At 71.7% G+C, this 17,335-nt stretch carries 15 protein-coding genes; 8 read left to right on the top strand and 7 right to left on the bottom strand.

Annotated features, from left to right (window positions below):
* The 4 genes from WMJ97_RS09850 to WMJ97_RS09865 all read right to left on the bottom strand — a co-directional run.
* Nucleotides 1-967, bottom strand: a 967-nt coding sequence (locus WMJ97_RS09850) for an ABC transporter ATP-binding protein (RefSeq protein WP_347348816.1), incomplete at its 3' end; no start/stop codon positions are given.
* Nucleotides 964-1,824, bottom strand: coding sequence for an ABC transporter permease (locus WMJ97_RS09855; protein ID WP_347348817.1), 861 nt, complete (start codon nucleotides 1,822-1,824; stop codon nucleotides 964-966). The genes WMJ97_RS09855 and WMJ97_RS09850, both read right to left, overlap by 4 nt.
* Complete coding sequence (gene modA, locus WMJ97_RS09860; protein ID WP_347348818.1) at nucleotides 1,821-2,747, bottom strand: molybdate ABC transporter substrate-binding protein; 927 nt, start codon at nucleotides 2,745-2,747, stop codon at nucleotides 1,821-1,823. Before modA ends, WMJ97_RS09855 begins: the two co-directional genes overlap by 4 nt.
* On the bottom strand, nucleotides 2,744-3,157 hold the full coding sequence (locus WMJ97_RS09865) for a TOBE domain-containing protein (RefSeq protein WP_347348819.1): 414 nt from the start codon (nucleotides 3,155-3,157) through the stop codon (nucleotides 2,744-2,746). The genes modA and WMJ97_RS09865 overlap by 4 nt, the downstream gene beginning before the upstream one ends.
* 279 nt (nucleotides 3,158-3,436) lie before the next feature.
* Here WMJ97_RS09865 and WMJ97_RS09870 point away from each other — a divergent pair, with 279 nt between their 5' ends.
* Genes WMJ97_RS09870 through ugpC form a run of 4 tightly spaced genes read left to right on the top strand, consistent with a single transcriptional unit; the run spans nucleotide 3,437 to nucleotide 7,856 of the window.
* On the top strand, nucleotides 3,437-4,750 hold the full coding sequence (locus tag WMJ97_RS09870) for an extracellular solute-binding protein (protein ID WP_347348820.1): 1,314 nt from the start codon (nucleotides 3,437-3,439) through the stop codon (nucleotides 4,748-4,750).
* Nucleotides 4,747-5,709: a sugar ABC transporter permease gene (locus tag WMJ97_RS09875; protein WP_347348821.1), complete on the top strand. Its 963-nt coding sequence runs from the start codon at nucleotides 4,747-4,749 to the stop codon at nucleotides 5,707-5,709. Before WMJ97_RS09870 ends, WMJ97_RS09875 begins: the two co-directional genes overlap by 4 nt.
* A 1-nt stretch (nucleotide 5,710) precedes the next feature.
* The gene (locus tag WMJ97_RS09880; RefSeq protein WP_347348822.1) at nucleotides 5,711-6,553 is read left to right on the top strand and encodes a carbohydrate ABC transporter permease; all 843 of its coding nucleotides are present in this window, start codon (nucleotides 5,711-5,713) and stop codon (nucleotides 6,551-6,553) included.
* A 40-nt stretch (nucleotides 6,554-6,593) separates the two neighbouring features.
* Nucleotides 6,594-7,856, top strand: coding sequence for a sn-glycerol-3-phosphate ABC transporter ATP-binding protein UgpC (ugpC, locus tag WMJ97_RS09885; RefSeq protein ID WP_347348823.1), 1,263 nt, complete (start codon nucleotides 6,594-6,596; stop codon nucleotides 7,854-7,856).
* A gap of 69 nt (nucleotides 7,857-7,925) precedes the next feature.
* On the opposite strand, the gene WMJ97_RS09890 is transcribed toward ugpC, so the two are convergent.
* The 3 genes from WMJ97_RS09890 to WMJ97_RS09900 all read right to left on the bottom strand — a co-directional run bounded on the left by WMJ97_RS09890 (nucleotide 7,926) and on the right by WMJ97_RS09900 (nucleotide 11,371).
* Entirely contained in the window at nucleotides 7,926-8,867 is a 942-nt protein-coding gene (locus WMJ97_RS09890; RefSeq protein WP_347348824.1) for a site-specific tyrosine recombinase XerD, read from the bottom strand.
* A gap of 102 nt (nucleotides 8,868-8,969) precedes the next feature.
* Nucleotides 8,970-9,707, bottom strand: a complete 738-nt coding sequence (locus tag WMJ97_RS09895) for an NUDIX hydrolase (RefSeq protein ID WP_347348825.1) — start codon at nucleotides 9,705-9,707, stop codon at nucleotides 8,970-8,972.
* The gene (locus WMJ97_RS09900) at nucleotides 9,707-11,371 is read right to left on the bottom strand and encodes a CTP synthase (RefSeq protein ID WP_347348826.1); all 1,665 of its coding nucleotides are present in this window, start codon (nucleotides 11,369-11,371) and stop codon (nucleotides 9,707-9,709) included. Before WMJ97_RS09900 ends, WMJ97_RS09895 begins: the two co-directional genes overlap by 1 nt.
* A 516-nt stretch (nucleotides 11,372-11,887) precedes the next feature.
* On the opposite strand from WMJ97_RS09900, the gene WMJ97_RS09905 reads away from it, so the two are divergent.
* From WMJ97_RS09905 to WMJ97_RS09920, 4 genes are all read left to right on the top strand, one after another.
* A complete protein-coding gene (locus tag WMJ97_RS09905; protein ID WP_347348827.1) occupies nucleotides 11,888-13,057 on the top strand; it encodes a sugar phosphate nucleotidyltransferase in 1,170 nt (389 codons plus the stop codon).
* A 100-nt stretch (nucleotides 13,058-13,157) separates the two neighbouring features.
* Nucleotides 13,158-14,558 (top strand): threonine/serine exporter family protein, encoded by a 1,401-nt coding sequence (locus tag WMJ97_RS09910; RefSeq protein WP_347348828.1) that lies wholly within the window; start codon nucleotides 13,158-13,160, stop codon nucleotides 14,556-14,558.
* 50 nt (nucleotides 14,559-14,608) lie between these two features.
* The gene (locus tag WMJ97_RS09915) at nucleotides 14,609-16,585 is read left to right on the top strand and encodes a putative nucleotidyltransferase substrate binding domain-containing protein (protein ID WP_347348829.1); all 1,977 of its coding nucleotides are present in this window, start codon (nucleotides 14,609-14,611) and stop codon (nucleotides 16,583-16,585) included.
* A gap of 13 nt (nucleotides 16,586-16,598) precedes the next feature.
* The gene (locus tag WMJ97_RS09920; protein WP_347348830.1) at nucleotides 16,599-17,276 is read left to right on the top strand and encodes an exonuclease domain-containing protein; all 678 of its coding nucleotides are present in this window, start codon (nucleotides 16,599-16,601) and stop codon (nucleotides 17,274-17,276) included.
* The last annotated feature ends 59 nt before the right edge of the window (nucleotides 17,277-17,335 follow it).

The raw sequence follows: 17,335 nt of genomic DNA on the forward strand, positions 1-17,335 counted from the left end.
CGCGGACGCTTTGCCCACCCGGCAGCAGGCTCGTCACCCGGACGATCGCCCCCCGCGGCTCCAGGGCGACGACGGTGGCCGGCAGCACGGTCCGGGGGCTGCCGCCGGGCGCGGCGAGGTGGATCGACACGGCCGCCGGCTCGACGGTCGCGAGCGCGGGCCAGCCGCGGGCCAGCGACGCGCCGTCCTCCGCGATCCCCGTGAGCACCAGCCCGGCGCCGAGGTCGAGACGGTCGGCGTCCAACCCGACGCCGGTCAGCAGGTTCAGCCCGACGAGCCGGGCCAGAAACTCGGTGCGCGGCCGGGCGAGCACGTCGCCGACCGGCCCGCGCTCGACGATGCGTCCGCCTTCCACGACGACGACCTCCTCGGCGAGGGCGAGCACATCCAGCAGGTCGTGCGTGACGAGCAGGACCGTCTGCCCCGCGAGCCGCTCCCGCAACAGCCGCCGCATCTCGGGGGCGACGCCGACGTCGAGGGCGGCCAGCGGTTCGTCCAGCAGGACGGCCTCCGGCTCGCCCGCCAGCGCCCGCGCGAGCGCCACTCGCTGCTGCTGGCCGCCCGACAACTGCCCCGGACGCCGCTGCGCCAGCTCGCCGCAGCCGACGGCGTCCAGGTGGCGTTGGGCGGTCGCGAGGGCCTCGCGCCGCGCGACGCCCCGGGCGCGCGGCCCGAACGCGACGTTCTCCGCGACGCTGAGGTGCGGGAAGAGCAACGACCGCTGCGACAGCAGCGCCAGACCCCTCGCGTGGCTCGGGACGTGCACGCGCCCGCCGTCCACGAGGCGGCCGCCGATGCGCACTTCACCGGAGTCCGGCCGCGTGAGCCCCGCGAGCACCTGGACCAGCGTCGACTTGCCCGCCCCGTTGGGCCCCACGACCGCCACGCGGCTGCCGGGCTCGACCTCCAGGTCCACCTCCACGTCCCGCGCGTCGACCCGCGCGCGGACCGCCAGCCCGGCGCTCACGACGCCCCCGCCCGATCGGGGACGCCGACGTCCGCCCGCCGCCCGCGCCTCCGCCTCTCGGACGGCCCGCCCTCCGACGTCTGGGTGAGCCGCGTCAACCATCCGGCACCCCCGACCACGACGATGGCCAGCCCGATCAGAACCACCGACAAGGCGAGCGCGCTGTCGGGGTCCGTCTCGCGTTGGAGGTAGATCTCGAGCGGGAGCGTCCGGGTCGTGCCCTGCAGCGATCCGGCGAACGTGAGCGTCGCGCCGAACTCGCCGAGCGCCCGCGCGAACGCGAGCGCCGTCGCGGACGCCAGCGCGGGGCCGAGCAGCGGCAGCGTCACCCGGCGCAGCACGTACGTCGGCGTCGCCCCGAGGACGGCGGCCGCGCTCTCGAAGCCGGCCGGGGACGTCCGCAGCGCGCCCTCCAGCGCGATGACCAGGTACGGCATCGACACGAACGCCTGCGCGATCACGACCGCCACGGTCGTGAACCCGATCTCGACGCCGAACGCCGACAGGCTGGCGCCGAGCAGGCCGCGGCGTCCGAGCGTGACGAGCAGCGCGAGGCCCGCCACGACCGGCGGCAGCACCATCGGCAACATCGTGAGCACGCGGGCCACCGCCGCCCAGGCCCCCCGCGCGCGGGCGAGCGCCAGCGCGAGGGGGCACCCGAGCAGCACCGAGATCGCGGTGCTGGCGAAGCACGTCCGCAGCGACAGGCTGAGGGCGTCCAGGCTCGCCTGCGCGGAGAGCAGCTCCGGCAGCCGGCCCCACGGCAGCCGCACCCCGACGCCCACCAGCGGGACGACGAGGAACAGCAGCGCCGCCCCGACCGGCAGCCACAGCCAGCGCGGGAGGGGCGTCCTCACTTAGTGGCGGACGCCGTGGGCGTCGCCGACGCCGAAGCTGCCGACCCGGACGGGGACGCCGTCGCCGACGCCGTCGGTTCGGCGAACCCGTACCTGGCGAGAATCGCGCGGCCCTGCGGCGACGTCACCTGAGCGATGAATCGCTGGGCCCCCTGCGGGTCGGGCGCGCCGTTGACCGTCGCGATCAGGTACTGGTTGATGACCTTCTCGGCGCCCGGGATCTCGACGGTGTCGACCTTGTCTCCGGCGCCGGCGGCGTCGGTCGTGTAGACGAGCCCGGCGTCCGCCTCGCCGGACGTCACCTTGCCGAGCACGTCGGTGACCTTCTGCTCCTCCGACACCGGCTGCAGCTTCACGCCCAGCTCGCCGGCGAGCTTCTGGCTGGCGCGTCCGCACGGCACGGCGGGCGCGCAGATCACGAGCCGCTTGCCGGTCAGGGACGCGTTGAGCCCCGTCACCTTGCCCGGGTTGCCGGACGGCGTGACGAGCACCAGGTGGTTCGTCGCGAACAGGGTCGGCTCGCCGACGAGCTTCTTCTCGACCGCCCGGTCCATCGTCGCCTTGTCGGCGGTCGCGAGCACGTCGGCCCGCGCGCCACCCGCGAGCTGGTCGACCAACGTCGAGCTGCCCTCGAACGAGAACCGCTCCTCCTGCGTGGCGTCCGCCTGCGAGATCTCGCCGAAGCTCTTCTGCAAGGACGCCGCCGCGAACACGGTCAGTTGCCCGGACCCGGCGCTCCCACCCGCGCTCGGGGACGCCCCTCCGGACGCCGGCGCGCAGCCGGCCAGCGCCACGCACGTCGCCAGGGACGCCGCGGCAGCCGCCACCGCCCGCGCGCCGCGCGCGCTCGCCCTCCGTCGGACGCCGCGCCCCGTCGCGCCCGTCGCCGTGGTCGTCGCCGTCGTCGTCTCCTGCACCGTCATGACCGCCCCCTTGCCGTCTCGATCGAGACATTCGTAGCTTTGATGACCGCGGTCGCCACCGACCCCGGCTCCAGAGCCAACTCGCGGACCGCCTCCGTCGAGATCAGCGAGACCACCCGGAACGGCCCGCACTGCAGCTCCACCTGGCTCATCACCTGGTCGGAGAGCACCCGCGTCACCAGCCCCGTGAAGTGGTTGCGCGCCGAGCGGAGGCCCGCGTCGGCGTCCAACTCCCCGATGCCCCCATCGGCGAACTCGACGGCCAGCCGCGCGATCGCGGCCCCGTCGACGACCTTGCGCCCCGACTCGTCGACCGACGACGGCAGCGCGCCGGAATCGACCCGCCGCCGCACCGTGTCGTCCGACACCCCGAGGAGGCGCGCGGCCTCGGAAATCCTGAGTTGCGTCATGGATCACGACCCTACTTCCGCTTCCGCGTAGAAAACAACCGAAGGACGCCGCGTCCGCGACGCCGGGCCCCACCTGGCCGCCTTGCCGCGGGCTCGGCACCGGACGCGGCCCGGCATGACGAAGTTCGCGCCACGACGAAAACAAGTCCGCCGCAGCCTCTTGACGCCGCGTCTTTATCAAGAGAGTGTCGGGACATCGAACTTCGCCTGAACGCGCGGGGCCGTCGGCTCTGATCGCGGGGCGGAGCGTCTCGTCACAACGCTGTGGAAAGGACGGTCATGCCTTCGGACGTGTCCCAAAAGCGCAGGCGCAGAGGGGCGGTGGGTCTGGCCCTGGCGCTCGTCGCGCCGCTGGCGCTCGCCGGCTGCGCGAACCAGCAGAACGGCCCGCCGACGCTCATGTGGTACATCAACCCCGACGACGGCGGGCAGGCCGAGCTCGCCCAGCGCTGCACGGCGGCGTCCGGGGGCAAGTACTCGATCGAGACGTCCGTGCTGCCGCGCGACGCGGCGTCCCAGCGCGAACAGCTCGCCCGCCGGCTGGCGGCGGGCGACGCGTCCATGGACATCATGAGCCTCGACCCGCCCTACGTCCCCGAGCTGGCGAACCCGGGCTTCCTCGCGCCGGTGCCGGAGGCGCTGCAGAAGGCGTCCCTCTCCGACGACGTCGTCGAGGGCGCCAAGCGCGGCGCCCAGTGGGACGGCAAGGTCGTCGCGGTGCCCTTCTGGGCGAACACCCAGTTGCTCTGGTACCGCAAGTCGGTGGCCCAGAAGGCCGGGCTGGACATGAACCAGCCGGTCACGTGGAGCCAACTGCTGGACGCGGTGCGTAAGACCGACACCTACATCGGCGTCCAGGGCATCCGGGGCGAGTCGATGACGGTGTGGGTGAACGCGATGATCGAGTCGGGCGGCGACCACATCGTCCGCAACCCGACGGAGCCCGCCGACCAGATCGACCTCGGTCTCGACAGCGACGCCGGCAAGGCGGCCGCGACCATCGTCGGCACGATCGGCCGCGACGGGCTGGGCGGCCCCGGCATCACGACGCAGGACGAGAACGTCACCATGCAGAACTGGCAGGGCGACCACGGCTCGTTCATGGTCAACTGGCCGTTCGTCTACGCCGCCACCCAGTCGGCCGTCGAGCAGGGGTCGCTCGACCGCTCGGTGCTCGACGACATGGGCTGGGCCCAGTATCCGCGCATGAGCGCCGACCGGCCCTCGGCGCCGCCGCTGGGCGGCATCATGCTCGGCGTCGGCTCGCACTCGCGGCACCCCGATCTCGCCTTCGACGCGATCACCTGCATCACGAAGCCCGAGAACCAGGCGTACTACTTCGTGAGCAACGGCAACCCGCCGTCGTCCATCAAGGCGTTCGACGACGCGGCCGTGCGGGAGAAGTACCCGATGGCGCCCGTGATCCGCACCGCGCTCGAGAACGCGGCGCCGCGTCCGCAGACGCCCTACTACAACGAAGTGTCCACCGCGATCCAGCAGGGCTACACCCCGCTGACCGTCGTGACGGACCAGACGCCGGCGCAGGTCGCCGAGTTCATCCGCCGGGTTCTGAGAGGAGAGGCCCTCCAGTGAGCACCGCATCCACCCAGGCCGTCGAGACGGCCAGCGAACCGCAGGCGCGCACCAAGCACCTGACCCAACGCGCACGGGACGAGCGGCGTCTCGGCTGGCTGCTCGCCGGCCCGGCGTTCGTCCTGATGCTCGCCGTCACCGTGTACCCCATCCTCCAGGCGCTGTTCGACTCGCTGTTCAGCTACCGGCTGACCGCCCCCGACGACCGCGCGTTCGTCGGTCTCGGCAACTACGGCGTGATCCTGACCGACGGCGTCTTCTGGCGCGGACTCGGGGTGACGCTGCTCATCACCGTCGTCACCGTCGCGGTCGAGCTCGTGCTCGGCTTCGCGCTGGCGATGGTGATGAACTCGGCGATCCGCGGGCTGAAGGGCCTGCTGCGCACGGCGATCCTCATTCCCTACGGCACCATCACGGTCGTCTCGGCGTTCGCGTGGTTCTACATGTTCGACATCAACTCGGGCTACGTGAACCACTGGTTCGGTTGGCTCCCGGGCATCGGCGCGAACTTCGACTGGTTCGGCTCCACCTGGCCGGCGCTGTTCGTCATCATGGCCTCCGAGATCTGGAAGACGACCCCCTTCATCTCGCTGCTGCTGCTCTCGGGCCTCGCCCAGGTGCCCTCGGACTACACCGAGGCCGCCAAGGTCGACGGCGCGACGTGGGGCGAGCGGCTGACGAAGGTCATCCTGCCGAACATGCGGGCGGCGATCATGGTCGCGGTGCTCTTCCGCGCACTGGACGCCTTCCGCATCTTCGACAACATCTTCATCATGACCAACGGCGCCTACGGCACGGAGGCCCTGTCGCTGCTGGCCTACCGCACGTCGATCGGACGCCTCGAGCTCGGCCTGGGCTCCGCAGTCTCGGTGATCCTGTTCATCTGCGTCGCGATCATCGCGGCCGTCGCGATCAAGGGCTTCAAGGTCGATCTGGCCGGCCAGGGAAGGGCGAAGTGACATGAAGGCACTCTCCACGCGGCAAAAGATCCTGTGGGGGCTGGTCGGCCTCCTCGTGCTGCTCTACACGCTGTGGCCGCTGTTCTCGATCCTGATGACCTCGTTCAAGGCGCCGAGCGACCTGTTCACCGGACGCCTGCTGCCGACGAAGTTCGTCGGCGACAACTACGCGATGATCTTCACCGGGGGCGCGCGGGACCTGTTCCTGCCCGCCCTGCGCAACTCGATCGGCATCTCGCTCATCTCGACGGCGATCGCCGTCGTGCTGGCCACGTTCTGCGCCTACGCGATCGCGCGGCTCGACTTCCCCGGCAAGCGGCTCATCCTGAACTGCGCGCTGGGCGTCTCGATGTTCCCCGTGATCTCGATCGTGACGCCGCTGTTCAACCTGTGGCGTCAGATCGGCCTGTACGACACGTGGCCCGGCCTGATCATCCCGTACCTGTCCCTCACGCTCCCGATCTCGATCTACACGCTGGCCGCGTACTTCCAGCAGATCCCGTGGGAGCTGGAGCAGGCCGCCCAGGTCGACGGCGCGACGAACTGGCAGGCGTTCCGCAAGGTGATCGTCCCGCTGGCCGCCCCCGGCGTCTTCACGACGGCGATCATCGCGTTCTTCATCGCCTGGAACGACTTCGTGTACGGCATCTCGCTGACGTCCACCGAGGCCGCCCGCCCGGTGCCCGCCGCGCTGGCGTTCTTCACCGGGGCGTCCCAGTTCGAGGACCCGACGGGCGCGATCTCGGCCGCGGCCGTCGTCGTCACCATCCCGATCATCATCATCGTGGTGCTGTTCCAGCGCCAGATCGTCTCCGGCCTCACCCAGGGTGCGGTCAAGGGCTGACGCCCCATCCCCCGCGACACTGCGAACCAAGGAAGCTCACATGGCAGCCATCAACCTGACCGACATCGTCAAGACCTACGACGACGGCTTCACCGCCGTCAAGGGCGTCAGCCTCGACATCGCCGACGGGGAGTTCATGATCCTCGTCGGGCCGTCCGGCTGCGGCAAGTCCACCCTGCTCCGCATGATCGTGGGGCTGGAAGACATCACGGACGGCGACCTCGAGATCGACGGCAAGCGCGTCAACGACATCCCGCCGCGCGACCGGAACCTCTCGATGGTGTTCCAGAACTACGCCCTCTACCCGCACCTCACCGTCGCCGAGAACATCGCGTTCCCGCTGAAGCTGAAGAAGAGCAAGCTGTCGGCGTCCGAGGTGAAGGACCGCGTCCAGCGGGCCGCCGAAATGCTCGACCTGGTCGACCACCTCGACCGCAAGCCGGCGAACCTGTCCGGCGGTCAGCGGCAACGCGTCGCGATGGGGCGCGCGATCGTCCGCGAGGCGGACGCGTTCCTGTTCGACGAGCCGCTGTCGAACCTGGACGCCAAGCTCCGCGGGCAGATGCGCACCCAGATCGCCGGCCTGCAGCGCCGGCTCGGGACGACGTCCATCTACGTCACCCACGACCAGACCGAGGCCATGACGCTCGGCGACCGCGTGGCCGTGTTGAAGAAGGGCCTGCTGCAGCAGGCCGCGTCCCCGCGCGAGCTGTACGAGCAGCCGGTCAACATCTTCGTGGCCGGGTTCATCGGCTCGCCGTCGATGAACTTCGTCCCGGCGACGGCCGAGGGCGACCACCTGAAGACGCCGATCGGCGACCTGAAGGTGCCCGACCGGGTGCTGAAGGCGGCCGAGGGCAAGAAGCTGGTGATCCTCGGGCTGCGTCCGGAGTTCTTCGAGGACAACCTGTTCGTCGACGAGAAGCTCCGCGAGCACGGCACGGAGTTCACCGCGACGCCGACCCACACCGAGTGGCTGGGCAACGAGCAGTACGCGTACATCAACTACGACGAGGACCCGGAGCTGAAGAGCGTCCTCGACGAGTTGGCCCACGACCTCGACCAGGACGAGATCCCGCCCACCCTGGTGGTCTCCATGGACGCCAAGTCGCGCCTCATGGGCGGCGACGAGGGCCACTTCTGGCTCGACACGCGCCTCGTGCACGTGTTCGACCCCGAGACCGGCGAGAACCTCACCCGCGACGCCGAGGCCGGCCAGCAGCTCACCGACGAGGCCGTCCAGCAGCGCGAGCACGAGATCCAGCTCGCCCAGCACGACGGGCAGGTCACCGAGAAGGCCTGACGCGGGCACGGACGCGGGCGATCGTCGCCGCCGGGCGCGTGCCCGGCGGCGACGCCGTCCGCGCGCGGCTCAGCGGGCCCGCGGGTGGGCGGTGAGGAACACCTCCCGCAGGTGCTCGGCCGTCACCTTGGTGTAGAGCTGGGTCGTCGTCACCGACGCGTGCCCGAGGAGCTCCTGCACGACGCGGACGTCCGCGCCGCCGTCGAGCAGGTGCGTCGCGAACGAGTGCCGCAGGGTGTGCGGGCTGACGTGGGCGTCCAGGTGGGCGCGGTCGGCGTGCGCGGAGACGATGTTGAACGCGGACTGCCGCGACAGGCGTCCCCCACGCGCGTTCAGCAGCAGGGCCGGCCCGGGCCGCTTGGCCCGGGCGACCAGGGTCGGACGCCCGCGCGTCAGGTAGTCGCCGACGGCGGTCCGGGCGTAGGAGCCGAGCGGGACGATGCGCTCCTTGCGCCCCTTGCCGAACAGCCGGAGCCCGAGGTCGGGGTCGTCGAGCTGGGCGGACACGTCGTCGACGTCCAGGGCGATGAGTTCGCTCACGCGGGCGCCGGTGCCGTAGAGCAGCTCGAGGAGGGCGGCGTCCCGGAGTCCGTCGACCGTCGTGCGGTCGGGGGCGTCCAGCAGCGCCTGCGCCTGGGCGATCGAGAGCGCCTTCGGCAGGCGCGCGCCCTGCTTGGGGGGCGCGACGGCGTCCGCGGGGTCGGCGGCGGGGCGGCCGTCGTGGCCGCCCTCCCCGGACGCGAACCGGTGGAAGCTGCGCACCGCCACGGTCGCCCTCGCCACGCTGGACGCCGCCGGCGCCGGCCGGTCGTCGGCCGGCGACGACAGCCAGGCGACGAACCCGGTGACGTGTTCGGGAGCGACGGCGTCCAGGTCGGCGATGCCGCGTCCGGCCAGGTAGGACGCGTACCGCGCCAGGTCGCGCCGGTAGCCGGCGACCGTGTGCGGGGACGCCCCCCGCTCGACGCGCAGGTGGTCCAGGTAGGCGGCGATCGCGTCGTCGATCGTCACGGCGTCCCCGCGGGGAGTACGGCCAGGGGTGCCGCGGGCGGGCGTCGGCGTCCCGCAGCTGCGGGGACGTCCGCGCGCCGGCCCAGCCGGATCATGGCGCGCTCAGGACTCGCCGAGCCGGGCCAGCTCGGCGTCCCGGGCGCGCTTGGCGGCCCGCGCCGGCCAGGGGGCGTCCGGTGTCCGGAGGTCGTCGAGGCGTCCGGACTTCAAGGCGCCGTAGGCGGCCAGCGCCCCGACGACCATGGTCGGGTTCTGGACGCGCCCGGCATAGATGGCGTCGACGAGGTCCTCCAGCGGCACGAGGACGACGTCCATGTCCGCCTCCTCGTTCTCGACGACGAAGCCGTCGGGGCGCGCCACCGGGCTGAGCCCGCGCGCCAGATACACGCGCAGGGTCTCCTGGAGGCAGCCGGGGCTCGTCATGTAGTCGACGAGGATCCGCCAGTCGGACGCCGCGAGCATCGCCTCCTCGGCGAGCTCGCGCTGGGCGCCGGTGAGGTAGTCCTCGCCCTCGACGTCGAGCAGGCCGGCCGGCGGCTCGATCAGCCGGAAGCCCACCGGGTGCCGCACCTGCCGAACGACCGCGACCCGGTTCTGCTCGTCCAGCGCGATGATGCCGACCGCTCCAGTGTGCAGCAGGTAGTCGCGGACCATCTCGCCGCCGTCGGGCGTCTCCACCGTGTCGGAGACGAACGTCTGGATGACGCCCTCCCCCAGCACCCGGTGCGCCCGGATCGGCCACGAGACCGGCTCGTCGGTGATCTCGTCGCCGGTGAGCACGGGCAGGGCCGGCGCCTCGGGGCCGGCCGGACGCCCGCCGGCGTTCTCGCGGGCGGCCATCACTCGTCCTCCTCGGTGGGCAGCAGTTGGTTGTTCTTGTGCAGGAGCGCCGCCCGCACGAGCCCCGCGAACAGCGGGTGCGGACGCGTCGGGCGCGACTTCAACTCCGGGTGCGCCTGCGTCGCGAGGAAGAACGGATGCTTCTCGCGGTCGAGCTCGACGAACTCGACGAGGCGTCCGTCCGGGGAGGTGCCGGACACGCGCAGCCCTGCCCCCTCGAGCTGCTCGCGGTAGGCGTTGTTGACCTCGTAGCGGTGCCGGTGCCGCTCGGTCACCTCGGTCGTCCCGTACTGCTGGGCAACCTTCGAGCCCGACACCAGCTTCGCCGGGTACGAGCCGAGCCGCATGGTGCCGCCCAGGTCGCCGCCGCCGTCCACGATCGCGACCTGTTCGGCCATGGTCGCGATGACGGGGGCGTTCGTGGCGGGGTCGAACTCGGTGGACGCCGCGTCGGACAGGCCGAGCACGTTGCGGGCGACCTCGATCACCATGCACTGCAGCCCCAGGCACAGGCCGAGGGTCGGCAGTTGGTTCTCGCGGGCGTACCGCAGGGCGCCGAGCTTGCCCTCGACGCCGCGGATGCCGAACCCGCCCGGGACGACGATGCCGTCCACGTCGTGCAGCTGCTCGCGGGCGCCCTCGGGGGTCTCGCAGGCGTCCGAGGGGATCCACCGCACGTGCACCTTCGCCCAGTTCGCGAAGCCGCCGGCGCGGAGGGCTTCGCAGACCGACAGGTAGGCGTCCGGGAGGTCGATGTACTTGCCGACCAGGCCGATCGTCACCTCGTCGTGCGGCGTGTGGACGCGCTCCAGCAGGTTGTTCCACGCCTTCCAGTTCACGTCGCGGAACTTCACGCCCAGCCGCCGGACGACGTAGGCGTCCAGGCCCTCGTTGAACAGCACCTTGGGGATGTCGTAGATGCTCGGAGCGTCGGGGCAGGAGATCACGGCCTCCTCGTCGACGTCGCACATGAGGGCGATCTTGCGCTTGATGTTCGTCGGGACGTCCTGGTTGCAGCGGCAGACGATGGCGTCCGGCTGGATGCCGACCTGCCGCAGCGCGGCGACGGAGTGCTGGGTGGGCTTCGTCTTGAGCTCGCCCGACGGCCCGATGTACGGCACGAGCGACACGTGCAGGAAGAAGACGTTCTCGCGGCCGACCTCGCGGCGCACCTGCCGGGCCGCCTCCAGGAACGGCAGCGACTCGATGTCGCCGACGGTGCCGCCGATCTCGTGGATGACGATGTCGGTCTTCGGACCGGCCATCGACAGCATGTCGTCCTTGATCTGGTTCGTGATGTGCGGGATCACCTGCACAGTGTCGCCGAGGAAGTCGCCGCGGCGCTCCTTCGCGATCACCGTGGAGTAGACCTTGCCGGTGGTCACGTTGGCGTCGGCGGTGAGGTTCACGTCGAGGAAGCGCTCGTAGTGCCCGATGTCGAGGTCGGTCTCCGCCCCGTCCTCGGTCACGAAGACCTCGCCGTGCTGGAAGGGGTTCATCGTGCCCGGATCCACGTTGAGATACGGATCGAGCTTCTGCATCGTGACCCGCAGGCCCCGAGCGACGAGAAGGCTGCCGAGGCTGGACGCCGTCAGGCCCTTCCCGAGAGAGGAGGCGACGCCTCCGGTGACGAATACGTGCTTGGTTTGCGACGGCTCTCTCACGGGCCTCCAGCATATTACGAACACCGGCGCCAGCGCGCATCGCCCACGCGGGAGGCGTCCGTGTCGCGTGGACGAACGTGTCGCGCGGATGTCGGGACGCGCCCGACCGGTGAGACCGAGCCGCCGCCGAACGCTCGCCGTGGAGCGCGCGCCGGCAGGCGTCCGGTCACCTGGTTCTGCTTCCGAAATGGAAGCAAAACCAAAGGCGCGATCGCGGGCGAGGGGGTGACGTCCGGCGCCGGGGACGTCCAGCACGGAGGGCGGGCCAGGACAGCGCACAGCTCACCTGGCTCTGCTTCCGTTTCGGAAGCAAAGCCGACGGACGCCCACGTAGCCGACCATGCACGGGTTGGCTAGGGTGGCTGCCACCTGATAGCGCGACCGGCAGCGACCGGATGGCGCGACCGGCAGCGACCGGATGGCGCGACCGGCAGCGACCGGATGGCGCGATCGGCAGCGACCGGCCGAGCCGTTCGACAGACCGGCGATCGGCCCTGAACGAAGGACCACATCCCCATGCGCATCCCCCGAACGCTGGCCATCATCCTCGCCGGCGGTCAGGGCTCCCGGCTGGGTGCCCTGACACAGAACCGCGTGAAGCCGGCCCTGCCCGTCGGCGGCACCTACCGGCTGATCGACATCTCGCTGTCGAACCTGCACCACTCGCACATCTCCGACGTCTGGATCGTCGAGCAGTATCTGCCGCACTCGCTGAACGAGTACCTGGCGCAGGGGCGGCCGTGGGATCTGGACCGCAACCACGGCGGCCTGCAATTCCTCACGCCCTTCGAGGGCGGTCATGGGGAGGGGTTCGCCCACGGCAACTCCGATTCGCTGTGGCGTCAACGTCACCGTATCGCCGAATCCGACGCCGACCTCGTCCTCGTGCTGAGCGCCGACCACCTGTACACCTGCAACTTCCTCGACGTCATCGACACCCACCTGGATCTCGGCGCCGACCTCACGCTGGTGACGACCCAGGTGGACGAGCGGCCGTCGCGCTACGGCGTCGTCCAGGTGACGGACAACGGCATCGTCACCGGCTTCGACTACAAGCCTGACGACCCGCGCGGCCAGATCGTCTCGGCGGAGATCTTCTGCTACTCCGCCGACGTCCTCCTCTCGGCCCTCGACGAGTTGCACGAGCGCCTCGGGGAGTTGGGCGACTACGGGGACGACCTCATCCCCCACTTCGTCGAGAACCGCCGCGTCATCGCGCACCGCCTGTCCGGCTACTGGATGGACATGGGCACGCTGCAGTCCTATTGGACCGCCCACCTCCAGATCCTCGACGGCACAGGAGCCACGCTCGACGACCCGACCTGGCCGATCTTCTCCGCCCAGCCTCAACTGCCGCCGGCCCGCATCGAAGGGACGGCGTCCGTGCACCGCTCCATGGTGTCGGCCGGGTCCACGGTGCGTGGGTCGGTGACCCATTCGGTGCTCGGCCCGCGGGTCGTGGTCGAGCCGGGGGCGTCCGTGACCGACAGCGTGGTGCTGGACGGGGCTCGCATCGACGAGGGCGTCGAACTGGTCAACTGCATCGTCGACATCGGCGCGCACGTGAGACGCGCCGGCCCGCGCGGGTCCGCCGGCCACGTCACCCTCATCGGCGCAGACGGGACCATCACCGACCGCCAGAAGCTGGACGCCTCCGCCTCGCTTCCCGACGGATGGCGGGGCTGACCCGGAACCGATCCCGCCGGGATCCGGGCTAGAGTTCCGTCCGCGCGACGCGACGGGCGTTCACCGAGGACGCCGCCGGTCGCGACGGAAGGGGGCAGCCGTGGCGCACGAAGAGACGGCCGGCGCCCGCGAGGCGGCCCTCGCGGAGAAAGCTGACGCCATGTGCCGGATGGGGTCGATGATGCTGGCGGCGGGCACGGGGTCGTACCGCGTCAAGGCCGCGATGGGACGCGTCGCCCAGGCGCTCGGCATCGAGCAGCTCGAGGCCCAGGTGAGCCTCAACGAGATCGTCGCGACGACGCGCTCGCGGGGAACGTTTCGCACCGAGGTCGTCGAGGTGCCGACGCCGGTCGTGAACGCGGACCGCATCGGGTCGCTGATGCGCCTGTCGTTGCGGGCCAGGGACGGGATGACCGCCGCGGAACTGCAGACCAGGCTCGACCGGATCGGGCGGCGGCACGCCCTGTACTCGCGCCCGAGCATCGTGGCGGCGGCAGCCATGGCGTGCGCGGCGTTCGCGTTTCTCAACAACGGGCGCTGGCAGGAGTGCCTGGCCGCGGGCCTCGCGGCGGCGCTGGGCAAGGCCGTCCAGTTGGCGCTCCACCGGGCGCGGCTCAACCAGCTCGCCGTCGTGGCCGGGGCGTCCGCCGCCGCCTGCACGCTGTACATGCTGCTCGCGTTCGCCCTGCAGTTCGTCCTGCCCGTCGGCGGGGAGCCGCTGCACCAGGCGGCGTTCACGTCGGCGATCTTGTTCTTGGTGCCCGGGTTCCCGCTCATGACGGCGGCGCTCGACCTCGCGCGCTTCGACTTCACGTCGGGGGTGTCGCGGCTGGCGTACGCGGCGATGATCACGATGGCGACCGCCCTCGGGGCGTGGGTGGTCGCCCTGTGGTTCGGGCTGTCGCCCCTGGCGACGCCGCCGTTGCAGCTGCCGCTGTGGGCGGTCGTCGGGGCACGGGCGCTGGCGAGCTTCTTCGGGGTGCTCGGGTTCGCGATCACGTTCAACACGCCGCTGCGGGTGGCCGTCGTCGCGTCCACCATCGGCACCCTCGCGAACCTCGCGCGGCTCGCGGCGGTCGACCTCGGCTGGAACGCCCTGCTGTGCGCGCTCGGCGCCACCACCATCGTCGGCCTCCTGGCCGCGTTCGCGGCCCGCCACATCGTGACGCCCCGGGTCACCCTGTCGGTGCCGGCGGTCCTGATCATGATCCCGGGGGCGAGCGCGTTCCGGGCCCTGGTCGCGCTGATCAACAACGACCCGATGGCGGCCGTCCTCAACGGGACGACGAGCCTCTTCGTCGTGATCTCCCTCGCCGCGGGCCTCGTCGTCGCCCGCATGCTCACCGACCAGGCCTGGATCGAGGCCAACCCCCACTGGACCGCGATGCCCCACACCCGCGCCCAGACGGTGCTGCTGCGCCAAGAACGGGCGGCAGAGCGGGAGGCGGAGCGGGCCGTCGAGCGCGCGATCGCCCGCGACGTCGACCCGGACGCCGGCTGAGGCCGCCCGCCACGCTGGACACAGAGGCCGCGACCCGGTTCGATGCGGTCATGGACGTCGAACTCGCCGAGGTCAGGGACTTCCTCGCCCAGCACGCGCCGTTCGCGGACCTGCCGGCGCCGGTGCTGGCAGCGTTGCCCGCGAAGCTGACGGCCCGCTACTTCCGGCGCGGGTCGACGCTGGTCGCGGCGGGCCAGCCGAACACGACGATGTTCGTCCTGCGGTCGGGGGCCGTCGACATCATCGACGCGCACGGCTCGCTGGTCGAACGCTCGGACGTCGGCACCTGCTTCGGCATGTCGTCGGTCATCTCGGGCGGGCCGTCGTCGTTCACGATGACGGCCCGCGAAGACTCGCTCACGCTCCTCATGCCGGGGGAGGTCTTCCACGACCTGATCCGGACCCAGCCGGCGTTCGCCCGGTTCTTCATGCAGCAGCAGGCCGGACGCATCCGCTCGGCCGTCGAGTCGGTGCAGGTGTCCGACTCGGGCGGCGCGATCCTCAAGACCCGGGTCGGCGAGATCGTCCGCCGCTCCCCCGTGACGACGGGCCCCGGCACGTCCATTCGGGACGCCGCGGTCGCCATGTCGGAGGCGCGGGTCTCGGCGATCCTCGTCACCGACGGCTCCCCCGGACGCCTGCTCGGCATCGTCACCGACCGCGACCTGAGGACCAAGGTCATCGCCGCCGGATTGAGCCCGGACGAACCCGTCTCGGCGGTCATGACGTCCGACCCTCAGACCGTCGCCGCGGACGCCCTCGCGTTCGAAGTGCTCATGGAGATGACCCAACGCGGTTTCCATCACCTCCCGGTCGTCGACGAGGCCGCGGGCAGAGACCCAAAGGACGCCCCGGACGCCGCCGACGCGTCGGCGTCCGAACCGGGGCCGGGGCCGGCGTCCGGTCGAGAATCGGGGCCCGCACGGGCGTCCGGGCATGTCATCGGCATGATCACCGCCGGCGACCTGATGCGGCTGCAGCAGGCGAACCCCGTCTATCTGGTGGGCGACATCGCCCACCAGACGGACGTCGACGGGCTCGCGCGGTCGGCGTCCCGGCTGGCGGCCGTCGTGGAGAGTTACGTCGCCCAGGACGCCTCGGCGGCCGACATCGGACGCCTCGTCACCGTCGTCGGGGACGCCCTCACCCGTCGCCTGCTGAACTTCGCCGAGGCCGAACTCGGGACGCCGCCGACCCGCTACTGCTGGGTCGCGCTGGGCTCGCAGGCGCGCCTGGAGCTCGGGCTCGGCTCGGACCAGGACTCGGCGCTCATCCTCTCCGACGACCACCGGCCGGAGCACGACGACTACGTCGCCGCGCTGGCCGAGCGGGTCGTCGGGGGGCTCGAGGCGTGCGGGTTCCCGCGGTGCCCGGGCGACATGATGGCGTCCAACCCGCGCTGGCGCGTGCCGATCACGCAGTGGTCGCGCTACTTCGCGTCGTGGGTGAACGAGCCCGACCCGGACGCCCTGCTGAACGCGCAGACGTTCTTCGACATGCGTCCGGTGTACGGGGACAACGCGCTGTTCGCGCGGCTCCAGTCGGCGGTGATCGCCCGGACGCCGCAGTCGGCCCGGTTCCTCGCGCACCTGGCGAAGCAGGCGAACGACTGGCAGCCGCCGATCGGGTTCTTCCGCGGGTTCGTCCTGGAGCACGGCGGCGAGCACCGCGACACGCTCGATCTCAAGGCGGGCGGGCTGGTCGCGGTCGTCCAGATGGCACGGCTGTTGGCCCTCTCGCGCGGGCTGCCGCAGGTGAACACGCTCGCGCGGCTGCGCGCGGCGGCGTCCGTGGGGGCGCTGAGCGCGGAGAACGCCGAGAACCTCGCGGACGCCTTCGAGTTCATCAGCTACCTGAGGCTGCGGCACCAGGCGGAGCAGGCGCGGAACGGCGTCCGTCCGGACAACCACCTCGCCCCGGCCGAGCTGACCGACTTCGAGAAGCGGTCGCTCCGGGACGCCTTCGGCATCGTCCGGCGCATGCAGGGCGCGCTCGCCCACAGCTACCAGACCCACGTGCTCTCGTGAGGGGACGCCGGTGATGCTCTTCGGGGACGCCACCGCCCGCCGGCGCGCGCGGGCGTCCCGGCGCGCACGGGGCGCGCTCGCCGACTACTACCGGACGCCGCTGCCCGACCCAGGGACGCCGGCGTCCGAGCTGCGTCTGCTCAGCGTCGACTTCGAGACCACCGGGCTCGACCCCGCGACGAACACCCTGCTCAGCGTCGGGTTCGTGCCGGTGGACGGCGTCGAGATCGTCCTGGGGGGCGCCGGGTCGAGCGTCGTGGCGGGGGCGTCCGAGGTGGGGCAGAGCGCGACGGTGCACGGGCTCACCGACGACATGGTGGCGGCGGGCGTCCCGCTGGCCGACACCGTCGCGAGCGTCCTGCGCGCCCTCGCCGGCCGCGTCCTGCTGGCGCATTTCGCGGAGATCGAGGTGGGGTTCCTGTCGCGGGCGTGCGAGCAGCTGTACGGGGCGCCGTTCGTGAGCCCGTTCGTCGACACCATGCGGCTGGCGCACCGAACGCTGTCGATCGGCTTCGACGCCGAACCGACCCGCGACGACCTCCGCCTGTGGACCGCCCGCGCCCGCCACGGGCTGCCCGTCTACTCCGCGCACGAGGCGCTCACCGACGCCCTGGCCGGCGCCGAGCTGTACCTCGCCCAGGTCGCCGAGATGTCGCCGGAGCCCACCCTGAAATCCCTGCGCGGCGACTGAGCCGGTGCGCGGGCGTCCTGTGGATCGACCGCCCTCTCCCCCGGCCCGCGCCCGCCCCC

Source organism: Nigerium sp. (assembly GCF_039811905.1).
In the GTDB taxonomy this organism is placed as follows: Bacteria; Actinomycetota; Actinomycetes; order Propionibacteriales; family Propionibacteriaceae; genus Propioniciclava.

Bases quoted from the DNA above. Each gene is read 5' to 3' on its own strand.
- WMJ97_RS09905 (WP_347348827.1), top strand. From the start codon at position 11,888: ATGCGCATCCCCCGAACGCTGGCCATCATCCTCGCCGGCGGTCAGGGC.
- modA (WP_347348818.1), bottom strand. From the start codon at position 2,747: ATGACGGTGCAGGAGACGACGACGGCGACGACCACGGCGACGGGCGCG.
- ugpC (WP_347348823.1), top strand. From the start codon at position 6,594: ATGGCAGCCATCAACCTGACCGACATCGTCAAGACCTACGACGACGGC.
- WMJ97_RS09870 (WP_347348820.1), top strand. From the start codon at position 3,437: ATGCCTTCGGACGTGTCCCAAAAGCGCAGGCGCAGAGGGGCGGTGGGT.
- WMJ97_RS09880 (WP_347348822.1), top strand. From the start codon at position 5,711: ATGAAGGCACTCTCCACGCGGCAAAAGATCCTGTGGGGGCTGGTCGGC.
- WMJ97_RS09920 (WP_347348830.1), top strand. From the start codon at position 16,599: ATGCTCTTCGGGGACGCCACCGCCCGCCGGCGCGCGCGGGCGTCCCGG.
- WMJ97_RS09895 (WP_347348825.1), bottom strand. From the start codon at position 9,707: ATGGCCGCCCGCGAGAACGCCGGCGGGCGTCCGGCCGGCCCCGAGGCG.
- WMJ97_RS09865 (WP_347348819.1), bottom strand. From the start codon at position 3,157: ATGACGCAACTCAGGATTTCCGAGGCCGCGCGCCTCCTCGGGGTGTCG.
- WMJ97_RS09915 (WP_347348829.1), top strand. From the start codon at position 14,609: ATGGACGTCGAACTCGCCGAGGTCAGGGACTTCCTCGCCCAGCACGCG.